Annotated in this window: 17 protein-coding genes; 4 read left to right on the forward strand and 13 right to left on the reverse strand. The window is 63.6% G+C overall.

The window, feature by feature from the left end; all coding sequences use genetic code 11:
• Positions 1-183: 183 nt before the first annotated feature.
• The 3 genes from J4G43_RS10100 to J4G43_RS10110 all read right to left on the reverse strand — a co-directional run bounded on the left by J4G43_RS10100 (position 184) and on the right by J4G43_RS10110 (position 1220).
• Entirely contained in the window at positions 184-450 is a 267-nt protein-coding gene (locus J4G43_RS10100) for a hypothetical protein (protein WP_028151045.1), read from the reverse strand.
• 256 nt (positions 451-706) lie between these two features.
• On the reverse strand, positions 707-937 hold the full coding sequence (locus tag J4G43_RS10105) for a hypothetical protein (RefSeq protein WP_071909802.1): 231 nt from the start codon (positions 935-937) through the stop codon (positions 707-709).
• A 37-nt stretch (positions 938-974) separates the two neighbouring features.
• Positions 975-1220: a cysteine rich repeat-containing protein gene (locus J4G43_RS10110; RefSeq protein ID WP_208084687.1), complete on the reverse strand. Its 246-nt coding sequence runs from the start codon at positions 1218-1220 to the stop codon at positions 975-977.
• Positions 1221-1369: 149 nt separating this feature from the next.
• On the opposite strand from J4G43_RS10110, the gene J4G43_RS10115 reads away from it, so the two are divergent.
• Complete coding sequence (locus J4G43_RS10115) at positions 1370-1789, forward strand: DUF5413 family protein (RefSeq protein ID WP_063981174.1); 420 nt, start codon at positions 1370-1372, stop codon at positions 1787-1789.
• A 67-nt stretch (positions 1790-1856) separates the two neighbouring features.
• Positions 1857-2399: a DUF4112 domain-containing protein gene (locus J4G43_RS10120; RefSeq protein ID WP_208084688.1), complete on the forward strand. Its 543-nt coding sequence runs from the start codon at positions 1857-1859 to the stop codon at positions 2397-2399.
• A 126-nt stretch (positions 2400-2525) separates the two neighbouring features.
• On the opposite strand, the gene J4G43_RS10125 is transcribed toward J4G43_RS10120, so the two are convergent.
• From J4G43_RS10125 to msrA, 4 genes are all read right to left on the reverse strand, one after another.
• Entirely contained in the window at positions 2526-2819 is a 294-nt protein-coding gene (locus J4G43_RS10125; protein WP_063981175.1) for a hypothetical protein, read from the reverse strand.
• A 214-nt stretch (positions 2820-3033) separates the two neighbouring features.
• Complete coding sequence (locus J4G43_RS10130; RefSeq protein ID WP_014492503.1) at positions 3034-3198, reverse strand: DUF3309 family protein; 165 nt, start codon at positions 3196-3198, stop codon at positions 3034-3036.
• A 107-nt stretch (positions 3199-3305) separates the two neighbouring features.
• The gene (msrB, locus tag J4G43_RS10135) at positions 3306-3725 is read right to left on the reverse strand and encodes a peptide-methionine (R)-S-oxide reductase MsrB (protein WP_208084689.1); all 420 of its coding nucleotides are present in this window, start codon (positions 3723-3725) and stop codon (positions 3306-3308) included.
• A gap of 45 nt (positions 3726-3770) precedes the next feature.
• Entirely contained in the window at positions 3771-4475 is a 705-nt protein-coding gene (gene msrA, locus J4G43_RS10140; RefSeq protein WP_208084690.1) for a peptide-methionine (S)-S-oxide reductase MsrA, read from the reverse strand.
• A 244-nt stretch (positions 4476-4719) separates the two neighbouring features.
• On the opposite strand from msrA, the gene J4G43_RS10145 reads away from it, so the two are divergent.
• A complete protein-coding gene (locus tag J4G43_RS10145) occupies positions 4720-6405 on the forward strand; it encodes a caspase family protein (protein ID WP_208084691.1) in 1686 nt (561 codons plus the stop codon).
• A gap of 240 nt (positions 6406-6645) precedes the next feature.
• Here J4G43_RS10145 and J4G43_RS10150 read toward each other — a convergent pair whose 3' ends face one another.
• The 6 genes from J4G43_RS10150 to napE form a co-directional block, all read right to left on the reverse strand.
• The gene (locus tag J4G43_RS10150) at positions 6646-7761 is read right to left on the reverse strand and encodes an ATP-dependent DNA helicase (RefSeq protein ID WP_063981179.1); all 1116 of its coding nucleotides are present in this window, start codon (positions 7759-7761) and stop codon (positions 6646-6648) included.
• A gap of 89 nt (positions 7762-7850) precedes the next feature.
• Positions 7851-8504 carry a NapC/NirT family cytochrome c gene (locus tag J4G43_RS10155; protein WP_321576317.1) on the reverse strand — a complete coding sequence of 218 codons (654 nt, stop codon included), beginning with the start codon at positions 8502-8504 and terminating at the stop codon, positions 7851-7853.
• Entirely contained in the window at positions 8501-8971 is a 471-nt protein-coding gene (locus J4G43_RS10160; RefSeq protein ID WP_028151035.1) for a nitrate reductase cytochrome c-type subunit, read from the reverse strand. The genes J4G43_RS10155 and J4G43_RS10160 overlap by 4 nt, the downstream gene beginning before the upstream one ends.
• Entirely contained in the window at positions 8968-11481 is a 2514-nt protein-coding gene (gene napA / locus J4G43_RS10165; protein WP_208084692.1) for a nitrate reductase catalytic subunit NapA, read from the reverse strand. Before napA ends, J4G43_RS10160 begins: the two co-directional genes overlap by 4 nt.
• A gap of 17 nt (positions 11482-11498) precedes the next feature.
• The gene (locus tag J4G43_RS10170) at positions 11499-11813 is read right to left on the reverse strand and encodes a chaperone NapD (RefSeq protein WP_208084693.1); all 315 of its coding nucleotides are present in this window, start codon (positions 11811-11813) and stop codon (positions 11499-11501) included.
• Between the two features lie 26 nt (positions 11814-11839).
• A complete protein-coding gene (gene napE / locus J4G43_RS10175) occupies positions 11840-12025 on the reverse strand; it encodes a periplasmic nitrate reductase, NapE protein (protein WP_027532529.1) in 186 nt (61 codons plus the stop codon).
• A 329-nt stretch (positions 12026-12354) separates the two neighbouring features.
• On the opposite strand from napE, the gene J4G43_RS10180 reads away from it, so the two are divergent.
• Positions 12355-13218, forward strand: coding sequence for a transglutaminase family protein (locus J4G43_RS10180; RefSeq protein ID WP_208084694.1), 864 nt, complete (start codon positions 12355-12357; stop codon positions 13216-13218).
• Positions 13219-13305: the final 87 nt, after the last annotated feature.

Raw genomic sequence — 13305 nt, forward strand, 5'->3', positions numbered from 1 at the left:
CGTTTTCGAGCGAAGTGGATACCGGTTCGCGTCAAGAAAACGCGTCAAAACAAGAATCTAGAGCCCCGTTCCGATTCCATCGGAACGGGAAAGGCTCTAGGGCCGGCGCGTGACCGATCTTCACCTCTCCCGACGAGAGAGGTGAATCGAACTCTCAAGCGATCCGATCGGGATTGAACCGGCCTATTGCGCCGCGGCCTCCCGCTTGCGCGCGGCCGCGTGCTCGCGGTCCATCACGGCGCGGCAGCCGGGGCTGACCTGCGCCTTCTTCTGCACCATGCAGGCCCTGACGCGCGAGATGTCGGGAATCTCACTGGAGCACAGCCGCATCGCATCGCCCGTGCACATCTGCTGCGCTTCGGACGAGAAGGCGAGGCCGGGCGATGTCTGGAGTACGATGGCGGTGGTTGCGAAAGCGAAGAGCGAAACGATGGTCGTGTAGCGTGTCATGACGAATGCGTCCCCGAGTTCCGTGGTTTGAACCACTTGGTTTTGGGGCGCCGCACGCGGCTTGATCTGCCGCATGTCACAGCCTTCACGCCGGGAACTTTGGTCCCGCATGTGGTCGCTCGATCTCTCGTGGTGTTCGAATCGAAAAGTGCTGCGCCGCCCGATTCGAGTATGCGCGATTGTCACACGGCTGCAATGGTCCGCTCGAATGAATTCGCAGTTGTTGCGTGTCCGTCACGCAGCATGCGGCGCGAGATCAGATCAACCGATCGGACGACGCGTTCGCTTCTTCCGCATCGCTCGCGCCTGATGCTGCGGGGTGTTCCTCGACGGCCGTGACGCCTTTCGCAGTGAGCTCGAACAGATCGCCGTCCTTCATCACGTAGCCGTCGGCGATCAGCTCGCCGATCTTGCCGTGCCGGTCGTCGGCAAAGGCGACCGACTGGCTAATGTCCCGCAGGATCGAGAGCTGTTCCTCGCGCAACATGGCTTCACTCTCCGTGCGCCGGGGATCGTTCCCGGCCTTACATGCCGTGGCTCTGAAACACCTTGCTGCAGGACTTCGACAGCTTGGCCCGGTTGGCCTGCAGGCACGCCTGCACAGCGCCGTCATTGCCGAGGTCCTTCCGGCAGAACCGCGAGGCGTCACGCGAGCAGGCGTTCTGCTCCTGCGGCGTACCCATGTGGCCCTGCGCGAGAGCAGGCGTGATCGACGTGCCGCTCAGGGCTGTCAGGGCGAGCGTCGCCATAAGGACGGATTTCCGGGACATCGACAAACTCCAATCTGACTGCAGGTATGAATTTCAGTCCTGTCTGAACTCGTCGCCTTGCCGCTTGTTCCCGTCAGGACGGGCCGGCGCCCCGCTATTCAAGGTTCCCGCGTCGCTGCTATAACAGCGGCGAAGGATGAGGATACTTGATGAAACGCTATCTGGTGTTTGCGCTGGTCGGTCCGTTCGTCGGCGGGTTCCTGCTGCTGCTGACGACGACCTATCAGTCCGGTTATTGGGCCCAGACCAATCTCGGCGAGGTCGGAAAGCTGTTCGCGGTGTTCTTCAAATCGCTGCAATACAGCTATCTGTTCGGCTTCCTGCCCTCGCTGATGATCGGTGCGGTCGACGACATCCTGATCCATGTCCGCCGGATCGGCCCGGTGCTGCGGATGCTCCTGGTCGGCCTGTTCGCCTTCGTGCTGGCGTCGCTGACCTACAGCTCGCGCGGGCCGGATTCGGGCACGGTGCAATTCATCCTGTACGGCCTCGTCGGATTCGTGCCGGCGGTGCTTTCATCCTGGCTCGTGCATAGATATGTCGAGGAGCCGCAGCCGGCTGCGGCTTAGACCCGAACGCGCGACGTTCAGGCGCGGCGCGGCAACTTCCGCCACACCAGTGCGTTCTCCAAAGGCCATGACCATGTCCGACGACGATATTCTTGCTCCGCTCAGACCCCGTTCCGGGTCCCGCGCGCGCGGGAGTTTTTCGGGCACCGAAGCGCGCGGGCCGATCATCGACCAGGACGGCCATGAGATCCGTCCCGAAACACTGGAGCAGGGGTTTCGCGAGTTTCGCTTCGAGTTCGGCCAGGGAAACCCGTTCGGCAATCTGACGCGGGAGCAGCGGGTGGCGCGGATCGAGGCGATCGCAAGGCTGCTCGATGTCGCCTTCATCCTGCCCGGCACGAATATCCGCTATGGCATCGACGGCCTGATCGGGCTGATCCCGATCGTCGGCGACATCATCACCACCGCGATCTCGCTGTGGCTGGTGCGAGAGGCCCGCGCGCTGGGCGCGCCGTGGTATCTCACCGCGCGCATGCTCGGCAATGTCGCGGTCGACGGCGTGGTCGGCATGGTGCCGTTCGCGGGCGATGCCTTCGACGTCATGTTCCGCGCCAACATGCGCAATGTCCGCCTGCTGCGCCGCTGGCTCGACAAGCAGCCACGGATTTAGCGTGGCGCTTCTTTCTTCGCCTCTCCCCGCTTGCGGGAAGAGAGAGAAGACAGAGCCTCCAAACGCAAAAAGCGCGACGGCCTTTCGGCCATCGCGCTTTCAGCGCAAATCGGGCTTAGCGAAAACTTACGCCGCGTCGGCGTCGGTCTCGGGGGCCGGCGCCGGCCGGGGACGGCGGGGCAGCGGGAAGGCTTCGCTCTCGTAGAGCGAGCGGATGCCGTTCTGGTCGAAGCGCGCTTCCTCGACCTGAAGATAGGCGCCGTTCAGCGAATCCGTCGGCAACTGCTCCATCGCGAACTGCACGGCTTCGGCCGCGGTGCCGAACCGGCGATAGGTGAAGCCTGCACGCTTCTTCTTGCGGATCGCGGCGGGGAAGAGCTCGGCAGAAGTGTTGAAGTTGAACGGACGCAGTGGACGCATGGTCAAAGACCTCGTGATCTTGTCTGGGGCTTTAAGCGCGTGGGGTTTTGAAAGGCAGGGGCCACTATCGAGTGGGCCCGCCGCACATGTCATTTTCGCCCTCTAATATAGGCTGTTTTGACAGAAATGCGACCCCCGCGATGGGAGATGATGAATCCGCGCATGGCAGCTCCGCGAGCGCCGTAAACCAAATAATTTCAATATGTTAGATGGTTTACAGTTTGCCAAGCAGCAGCAGCACGACCAGGACCACCAGCACGACGCCGCCGATCCCCATGCCGGAATGGCCCATGCCATAGCCGTAACCACCGAACCGGCCGGACATGCCGCCCAGCAGATAGATGATCACCAGGATGATCAGGATGGTCCCAAGCGTCATGGCATCCTCCCTGGCGGCTGCCGGATTGCGCGCATCGGCCGCACCGCCAGAAGAGAAAAGCACATCGCGCCGCCGGGTTCCACGACGGAACCGGCCGGCGCGCAATGTTATTTGGGCTCGAGCTTCAGCGCGGCCGAGTTGATGCAGTAGCGCAGGCCGGTCGGGCCGGGCCCGTCGGGGAAGACGTGGCCGAGATGGCCGCTGCACTTGGAGCACAGCACCTCGGTGCGGACCATGCCGTGGCTGGCATCGTGCTCCTCGTCGACATGGCTCTCGACCGCGGGCTGGGTGAAGCTCGGCCACCCGCAGCCGGAATCGAACTTGGCATCGGACTCGAACAGCACATTGCCGCAGCCGGCGCAGACATAGGTGCCGGCGCGGTGGTCGTGCTCATATTCGCCGGAGAAGGGACGCTCGGTCGCCTTCTCGCGCAGCACCGCGTACTGCATCGGCGACAATTCGCACCGCCACTGCTCTTCGCTCTTGATGACCTTGTCGTCGGTGGTTTTCGTCTTGGTGTCGGGCATGGGTCTCCCGTTTGTTTGGTGAACTTGTTTTCGGTGATCTTGCGATCAGTTGGTGGCCTTGCTGGCGCTCACCAGCGTCGGCTTTTCAATGTAGTTATCCGCGAACAGCTTTTTCAGGTTCTCGACTTTCGGAATGTCGTTGTAGGCGATGTAGGGCTGGTTCGGGTGCAGCGTCAGATAGTCCTGGTGATAGGCCTCCGCCGGGTAGAACGCTTCCAGCGCGCCGACCTTGGTCACGATCGGCTTGCTGAATACCTTGGCGCCGTTGAGCCGGGCGATATAGGCATCCGCCACCTTCTTCTGCTCGTCGGAGGTGGTGAAGATCGCAGAGCGATATTGCGTGCCGGAGTCGGGGCCCTGGCGGTTGAGCTGGGTCGGGTCGTGCGCCACCGAGAAGTAGATCTGGAGGATCTTGCCGTAGGAGATCTTCTTCGGGTCGAACTTGATCTCGACCGACTCGGCATGGCCGGTCCGGCCGCTCGAGACCGTCTGGTAATCGGCCGTCGCCTTGGTGCCGCCGGCATAGCCGGAGACTGCATTGACGACGCCGGCGGTGTGCTGGAAGACGCCCTGGACGCCCCAGAAGCAGCCGCCCGCGATGACGGCGGTCTGGATCCCGGTTGCGGGCGACGCATCCACGGTGGGCGCGGGGATCACGACGGCATCCTCCGCGGCCCTGGACGGCACGGCGAAGGCCAGCGTCAGTGCAGTGGTGGCGGCGAGCAGCGAGGCGAGGGCGGTGCGGCGCATGGCGATCCTCTTCGGAAGGTCTGACAGTGTAGGGCGGCCGGGGACGGGCGAACAGCCTGTTTGGCCGCGTTTTCGGACATCTGAGATACGGGCGCAGACGGCGATTGTTACGGGGAAACGGACACGAGTCTGTGAAAAATAGCCTCAGACGGCGCGGCTTGGCGAGGCCGGGAACTCCGGGCTAGATGAACGCGCGCGATCGCGCTCGACTCAATCATGTGGTGGCTGGAGCTGACCTGACAACATGCTGCGTGTCATTCCCCTGACCCTCGCCATCCTGATCTCAAATGCCGCGATCGCCGCGGCCGAGCCGCAAGCCGGCGAGGACCTCGCCACCTGTCGCGACCGCCAGGCGGAGGCCCAGGCCCGCGCGACGGCCTGCGACAATCTGTTGAAGGCCGATAAGCTCGGCGGCAAGGACAAGTCGCTCGCACTCGTCGTGCGTGGCAATGCGCTGATCAACAAGCGCGACTATGACCGCGCCATCGAGGCGCTGTCGTCCGCCATCGATCTCGATCCGGACAATGTCGGCGCCATCAACCTGCGCGGGCTCTCCCATGAGCGCAAGGGCGAGGACGATCTGGCCATGGCCGACTACAATCTCGCCATCCAGAAGCGCGCGAATTTCGGCTATGCCTACAACAATCGCGGCACCATCCATCTGCGCCGGGGCGCGCTGCAAAGCGCGCTCGACGACTTCAACCTGTCGATCAAATACACGCCGACGTTCCTGCTCGGCTGGACCAATCGGGCTCGCATGCGCACGCTGAACAAGGATTTCGACGGCGCGATTGCCGACTTTGCGGCAGCCGAGAAGATCGACCCGACCGCGCCGCAGATCGCCGGCAACCGCTGCATCACCTACGGCATGATGGGCAAGTACGACCAGGCTTTCGCCGACTGCGACGGCCTGATCCAGAAGCAGCCCAGGAATACCTTCGCGATCAACAATCGCGCCGAGGTCAACGTGATGAAGGGCGACCTCGACGCCGCGCTGAAGGACTACAACACGGTCATTCAGCTCAATCCGAACAGTGTGCGCGCCCATTCCGGCCGCGGCCAGATCTACGAGCGCAGGAAAGATCTCGCCCAGGCCCGCGCCGACTACCGCGCGGCGGCCTATTCGCTGACGAGGTTCGACGAGCCCGACGTCGCGCGCGCCCGCGCCATCGCGCAGGAGCGCCTGGCCGCACTGACGCCGCAGGCGCCGGCCGGGTCCACCGGGCGCCGCGTGGCGCTCGTGATCGGCAACGGCGCCTACAAGAACGTCCACGCCTTGCCCAATCCGCCGCGCGACGCGAAAATGATTGCAAACGTGTTGCGCGATGTCGGCTTCCAGACCGTGATCTCCGTCAACGACCTCTCCCGCGACAAGTTCTTCGAAGCGCTGCAGACGTTTGCCACCGAAGCGGAGAATGCGGATTGGGCGGTGGTCTATTACGCCGGCCACGGTTTCGAGATCGGCGGCGTGAACTATCTCGTCCCTGTCGACGCCAAGCTTGCCGCCGACAGGGACGCCGAGACCCAGGCGGTTGCGCTGGAGCAGGTGATCGCCGCGGTGGGCGCTGCGAGAAAAGTGCGTCTGGTGATGCTGGATGCCTGCCGCGACAATCCCTTTGCGCCGGCCATGCAGCGCACGCTGTCGCTCAAGCTGGTGGACAAGGGCTTTTCCAACATCGAGCCCGGCGCCGGCTTCATGGTGGTCTACGCCGCCAAGCACGGCGAGACCGCGCTGGACGGCGACGGCGGCGCCGACAGCCCCTTCGCCACCGCGCTCGCCCGCGAGATCAAGGTGCCGAAGGTCGAGATCCGGAAACTGTTCGACATCGTCCGCGACGACGTCTGGTCCGCCACCAAGCACGAGCAGCAGCCGTTTTCATACGGCTCGCCGCCGGGACGCGAGGATTTTTATTTCGTTGCGGGGAAGTGAGGTCTTGCAGAGACCGTAGCCCGGATGGAGCGCAGCGAAATCCGGGAATCGCGAGCGCGGACCCGAACCCCCGGATTACGCTTCGCTCCATCCGGGCTACAACAGTGCCGTAGGGTGGGCAAAGCGACTTGTCCGCCGTAGCTCGAAGAGCGAAGGCGGAAGCGTGCCCACCATTCTTACTGCGGGCTCGGATAAATGGTGGGCACGGCGCGTTGCGCCTTTGCCCACCCTACGGCAGCTTCAAACAACGATACTCAACCGCTTCGCCGCCCGCGTAATCCCCGTGTACAGCCACCGCGCCCGGCTATCCTGAAACGCAAAGCTCTCGTCGAACAGCACGACGTCGTCCCATTGCGAGCCCTGAGATTTGTGCACGGTCAGCACATAGCCGTAGTCGAACTCGTCATACGGCTTGCGCTGCTCCCAGGCGATCGCCTCGACGCCGCCCTCGAAGCAATCGGCGCGCACCGAGACTTTTGTCACCTTGTGACCGAAGTCTTCATCCGGCGACAGCCGCATGCTGAGGATGCGCGATTTCGAGCGCGAGGTGTTGCGCGACTTTACGCGCCACAGGCCGCCGTTGAACAAGCCCTTCTTGCGGTTGTTGCGCAGGCACACCAGCTTGTCGCCGGCGACCGGGAAGACATCCTCGATGTTCTGGCGCTGGCGCACCCGCATATTGTAGGCGCGGCGGGTGTTGTTGCGGCCGACCAGCACCTGGTCGGCGCCCATGACACGGTCGGGGTCGAGCTCTTTCCGCGACACCACCTCGCTCTCGCCGTAACGGCCGATATCGAGCTCGCGGCCCTCGCGCACATCCATCGACATCCGCACGATCGGATCGTCCTGGGCCTGGCGGTGCACTTCGGTCAGCATCGCATCGGGCTCGGTGTTGGTGAAGAAGCCGCCACCCTGGATCGGCGGCAGCTGCGCGGGATCGCCGAGCACCAGCAGCGGGCAATCGAACGACATCAGGTCGCGGCCCAACTCGGCATCGACCATCGAGCATTCGTCGATCACGATCAGCTTGGCCTTGGAGGCCGGCGCGTCGTCCCACAGCTCGAAGCTCGGCTGCTCCTCGCCGGATTCGCGGGCGCGGTAGATCAGGGAGTGAATGGTGGAGGCCTCGTCGCAACCCTTGTTGCGCATGACCAGCGCCGCCTTGCCGGTGAAAGCGGCGAACTTCACCTCGCCGTCGACGCCTTCGGCGATGTGCCGCGCCAGCGTGGTCTTGCCGGTGCCGGCAAAGCCAAACAGGCGGAACACCGGCGGCGTGCCGTTGCGGCCGGGTTTTGCCTTGAGCCAGTCGGCAACGGCTTTTAGCGCGGCATCCTGATGCGGAGTGAAAGTGGCCATATCTGTCTTGAGGAAGGGCAGAATCGAGGCGATTCGCCATCCCTCGAAACTAACCATTCGGCCCAAGGGTTCAAGCGGCCCAGCCGCCCCTATTGCCAGCCGGGAACGCCGCGCATGTCGGGCAGATGGTGGGCGATGCCCTTGTGGCAGTCGATACAGGTCTTTTCCTTCGTGAACAGGAAGCGCTGGTGCGCCACCGAGGCCCGCGGCGACTGCTTGGTGATGTCCATGGAATCGGCGCTGTGGCAGTTGCGGCATTCCAGGGAATCGTTGGCCTTGAAACGCGCCCATTCATGTGCGGCCAGCTCGAGCCGGTGGTCGAGGAATTTCTCGCGGGTGTCGATGGTGCCGAAGATCTTGCCCCAGACCTCCTTGGAGGCCTGCATCTTGCGCGCGATCTTGTCGGTCCAGTTGTGCGGGACGTGGCAGTCCGGGCAGGTCGCGCGCACGCCGGAGCGGTTGGTGAAGTGGATGGTCGACTTCAGCTCGGCGAAGACGTTTTCGCGCATCTCGTGACAGCCGGTGCAGAACTTCTCGGTGTTGGTCAGTTCCAGCGCGGTGTTGAAGCCACCCCAGAAGATCACGCCCGCCGCAAAGCCCGCCAGCACCAGCACGCCGAGCCCGAACACCGAGCTCGGCCGGATCAGCACCTGCCCGAGCTCGCGCGCGAAGTCCCAGCAGCGCAGCATAAAGCTGCGCTTGGCTTCCACCTTTCCCTTGGGCTCGTCAGCAGCCGTCGTCATCGGCGGCCACCGGGGCTGGCGCGCGAGAGCAGCGTGTCGATGTCGATGAAATCGTTGCTCACCGGCGGCGTCGCGGTGTTCTGCGGCACGTGGCATTCCGTGCAGAAGAAGCGCCGTGGCGAGATCGAGGCCAGGAACTGGCCGTCGCGGTCCATGAAATGCGTGATCGAGACCATCGGCGCCTGCGATTCCGCGATGCGTGCCCGTGCATGGCAGGACAGGCATTTGTTGCCGTTGAGGTCGATCTGGTAGCCGTCGATGGTGTGAGGGATCACCGGCGGCTGCTCCGGGTAGTTGCGCACCTCTCTCTCGGACGTGTTGCGGTTCGGCAGCATCGGTGGCGCCGCGCCCTCGTCATTGAGCGGGGCCGGTCCGCGCAGGCCTGACGTCACCGTCTGTGCGGTGAGAGAGCTCGCGCCCGCGGCGATCGCGACCGCGAGCAGGGCTATGCCAAATCGTTTCATCATGACAGGTTCACCCGCTCGATGCGCACGGCGCATTTCTTGTAATCGGTCTGCAGCGAGATCGGATCGGTGGCGTCCAGCGTCACCTTGTTGATCATCTTGGATTCGTCGAACCACGGCACGAATACGAGGCTACGCGGCGGCCGGTCACGGCCGCGCGTCTCGACGCGGGCGCGGATGAAACCGCGGCGGGATTCCACCTTCACCTCGTCGCCGCGCCGGAGCTTGGCTTCCGACGCATCGTCGGGATGCATGAAGCAGACCGCCTCGGGGAACGCCTTGTAGAGCTCGGGCACGCGGCGCGTCATGGTGCCGGAATGCCAGTGCTCCAGCACGCGGCCGGTCGAGAGCCAGAACGGATATTCGCTGTCGGGCGATTCCGCCGGCGGCTCGTAAGGCAGGGCGAAGATGCGCGCCCTGCCGTCGGGATAGCCGTAGAACTGCACGTCGGTGCCCTGCTTGACATAGGGGTCGCTGCCCTCGCGGAAACGCCATTTGGTTTCCTGGCCGTTGACGACGGGCCAGCGCAGCCCGCGCTCGCGGTGATAGGCCTCGAACGGCGCGAGGTCGTGACCGTGGCCGCGGCCGAACGAGGCGTACTCTTCAAAGAGCCCCTTCTGAACGTAGAAGCCGAACGCCTTGGATTCCGTGTTGGCGTAGCCTTCCTCGATCTCCGAGGTCGGAAACTTGTCGACCTGGCCGTTCTTGTAGAGCACGTCGAACAGCGTCTTGCCGCGAACCTCCGGCTTCTTGGCGATCAGCTCCTCCGGCCAGACCTCCTCGATCTTGAAGCGCTTTGAGAACTCCATGAGCTGCCAGAGATCGGATTTGGCCTCGCCGGGCGCGTTGACGAGCTGGTGCCAGAACTGCGTGCGCCGCTCGGCATTACCGTAGGCGCCTTCCTTCTCCACCCACATTGCGGTCGGCAGGATCAGATCGGCGGCCAGCGCCGTCACCGACGGATAGGCGTCCGAGACCACGATGAAATTGTCGGGATTGCGGAAGCCCGGATAGGTCTCCTCGTTGGCGTTGGGACCGGCCTGGAGGTTGTTGTTGACCTGCACCCAATAGGCGTTGATCAGGCCGTCCTTCAGCATCCGGCTTTGCAGCACAGCGTGGGCGCCGTTCTTGTCGGGAATGGTGCCTTCCGGTAGCAGCCAGAGATGCTCGGCTTTGTCGCGATGCTCCTTGTTGGTGACGACCATGTCGGCGGGCAGGCGGTGCGAGAAGGTGCCGACCTCGCGCGCGGTGCCGCAGGCCGAGGGCTGGCCGGTCAGCGAGAACGGGCTGTTGCCGGGCGAGGAGATTTTTCCGGTCAGCAGGTGAATGTTGTAGACGAGGTTGTTGCACCAGACGCCGCGGGTGTGCTGGTTGAAGCCCATGGTCCAGAACGAGACCACTTTTGTCTTCGGATCCGCATAGAGCTCGGCGAGCGCTTCGAGCCGGTTCATCGGCACGCCGGACATCTCGGCCGCCTTCTCCAGCGTGTAGTCCGAGACGAATTTTACGAATTCGTCGTAGCTCATGTCGGTGGAGTCGTTGGCTTTCGCCGCACCGGTTGCTTTTTTCTGGAGCGGATGCTCGGGCCGCAATCCATAGCCAATGTCGGTCTGCCCGCGCCGGAAGATCGTATGCGCAGCGACGAAATCCTTGTTGACGCGTCCGGTCTTGATGATGTGGTTGGCGATGGCGTTGAGGATGTAGAGATCGGTCTGCGGCTTGAACACCATGCCGATGTCGGCGAGGTCGAACGAGCGGTGCTCGAAGGTGGACAGCACGGCGACGCGGACATGCGGCGCGGACAGCCGGCGGTCGGCGAGGCGCGTCCACAAAATGGGATGCATCTCCGCCATGTTGGAGCCCCACAGCACGAAGGCGTCGGTCGCCTCGATGTCGTCATAGCAGCCGGCCGGCTCGTCGATGCCGAAGGTGCGCATCATGCCGGCGACGGCCGAAGCCATGCAGTGGCGCGCATTGGGGTCGATGTTGTTGGTGCGGAAGCCGGCCTTGTAGAGCTTCGAGGCGGCGTAACCTTCCCAGATCGTCCACTGGCCGGAGCCAAACATGGCGAGACCGTTTGGCCCGCGCTTCTTCAGCGTCTCCTTCCACTTCACCTCCATGATGTCGAAGGCTTCGGTCCAGGACACCGGCGTGAACTCGCCGTTCTTGTCGTACTTGCCGCCGGTCTTGCGCAGCATCGGCTGCGTCAGCCGGTCGTGGCCGTACATGATCTTGGAAAGGAAGTAGCCCTTGACGCAGTTGAGGCCGCGATTGACCTCGGCCTTGATGTCGCCGTGGGTGGCGACGACGCGGTTGTCCTTGGTCGCGACCATCACGGAGCAGCCGGTGCCGCAGAAGCGGCAGGCGGCCTTGTCCCATTTCAATTCGCTGTTGTCGCGCTCGGCGACGAGATTGGCGGCGAGCGCCGGTGCCGGCATGCCCGCAGCGGCGGCCGCGATCGCGGCGGCCTCGAGCTTCAGCATCTGGCGGCGGTCGAGCTTTGGCGATGTCATGATGGCTCTCCCGGCCGTTAGGCGGTTTCGATGGCGTGGAAGACCAGCGCCGCGGAATAGACGTTCGGCAGCGACTGGATGGTGTTGAGCAGGGTGCCGAGGCTGCCGGCATCCGGCGCTTCGGTCACGACGACGAGCTTGCCGCGCGCGTCGCGGCCGTGGATCTCGCAGCCGGGCATCGCGGCGATCTCGGCTTCCAGCTCGGCAAGCCGCTCGGGGCGGGCCTGCACGATGATGCTGGCGATCTCGCAACCTGGCGGCGCGACGACGCGGTCGGCGGTGAGCACCCGGCCGGTGATCAATGCGCGGCGGTTGAGTGTGGATTGGGCCATGATGCCTGTCTTTCGCTGTTCGGAGGTCAATGCGGGGAGGGTGGCGGGCCGGGAGGGCCGGCGAACATCTGGTAGATCCAGACGCCGAGCCCGTATGAGCCGACCGTTCCGACCGCGAGGACGGGCATCACGACCGCGGTCAGGAACAGGAAAGCGAAAATCTCCATGCGCTTACGGCGCACGCGCGAAGTCGTGTCGTCAGGGGCCGACATATTCGGTCTCTCTGAAATGGTGCTGGAATCGGGACGGCATCCGGGCCGTTGCCTTGCTGCACTTTAGATGCAGCAGGGCCGCTGCCGCGTTGATCTGGATCAACCCGTCGACTTGACCGGATGTCGCGGCGCGGCCAACGGACCGAGCCGCGGCGCTCCGTGCGCGCGAGAGAAGCAAGCGGCAACGATCGTTACCCAAAAGCGAAGATGCTTTGCGGCTCGGGGGTCAGGCCGCTTACATCTTCTCTTGCCTCGGAAATGCCCGCGACCTACTACCAGTGGTAGTGGGCGCCGCAACATCCATCGCTGCTACGTGGCGGGAGCTTCATATGAGGCGAATCCGAATCATTCATAAGACCGAATATTTTTACAATCAGCCGGTCACCTTCGGCACTCATCGAGCCATGATGCGGCCTCGCGAGGGACATGACGTCCACATCGTGAGAGGGTCGGTCGATATCGAGCCGAACGCCGAAGTTCGCTGGTTGCGCGACAATTACGACAATGCCATCGCAGTCGTGACCTTTTTGGAATTATCCGACACGCTCAGGATCGCAAGCGAGGTCGACGTCGACCTTTACCACGACGACCCCATTGAATGGCGGATTGCGCCATTCGCCAGTTCATTTCCCTTCCAATATCCCCCGGAGGAGCAGCTTGAGCTGACGGTGTATCGTCTCCCGAGCTATCTCTACGACGCCACCGCCCTGCTCGAATGGTTGCGCGATCTCTACAAACCCGGTCAGTTGATCGGCACGCTGGACCTTCTGAACAATTTGAATACTCACATCTACCGATCGTTCAAATACGTTTCCCGCGAGGCTCACGGGGTTCAATCACCCAACGAAACGCTGCGGCTCGGCAGCGGGACCTGTCGTGACTATGCGGTGTTCATGATGGAAGCTGCCCGCTACTGGGGATTTGGTGCGCGCTTTGTCACCGGCTACATCCAGATGGCCGAGGGACAACACGGCGCCACGCACGCCTGGACCGAGATCTATATCCCCGGAGCCGGGTGGCGCGGCTATGATCCCACCAACAACAAGATCGTCGGCAGTGAACACATACCCGTCGCCGTGACGCGCGAACAGGAAAGGGCCTCTCCGCTTTCCGGGACGTGGGATGGTCCGGCGGATGCATTCAGCCGGATGAACGTCTCGGTGCAAGTCATATCAATACCAGCATCGCCATGATCGTAGTCCACGGTCGATCACGGCAAGCGCGGGTTGGCGGCCAGTCGGTGTGTCCTTGATCCCTCGCCCGTCTTGATCGGGCAGATT

This window comes from Bradyrhizobium barranii subsp. barranii, from assembly GCF_017565645.3.
GTDB lineage: Bacteria > Pseudomonadota > Alphaproteobacteria > Rhizobiales > Xanthobacteraceae > Bradyrhizobium > Bradyrhizobium barranii.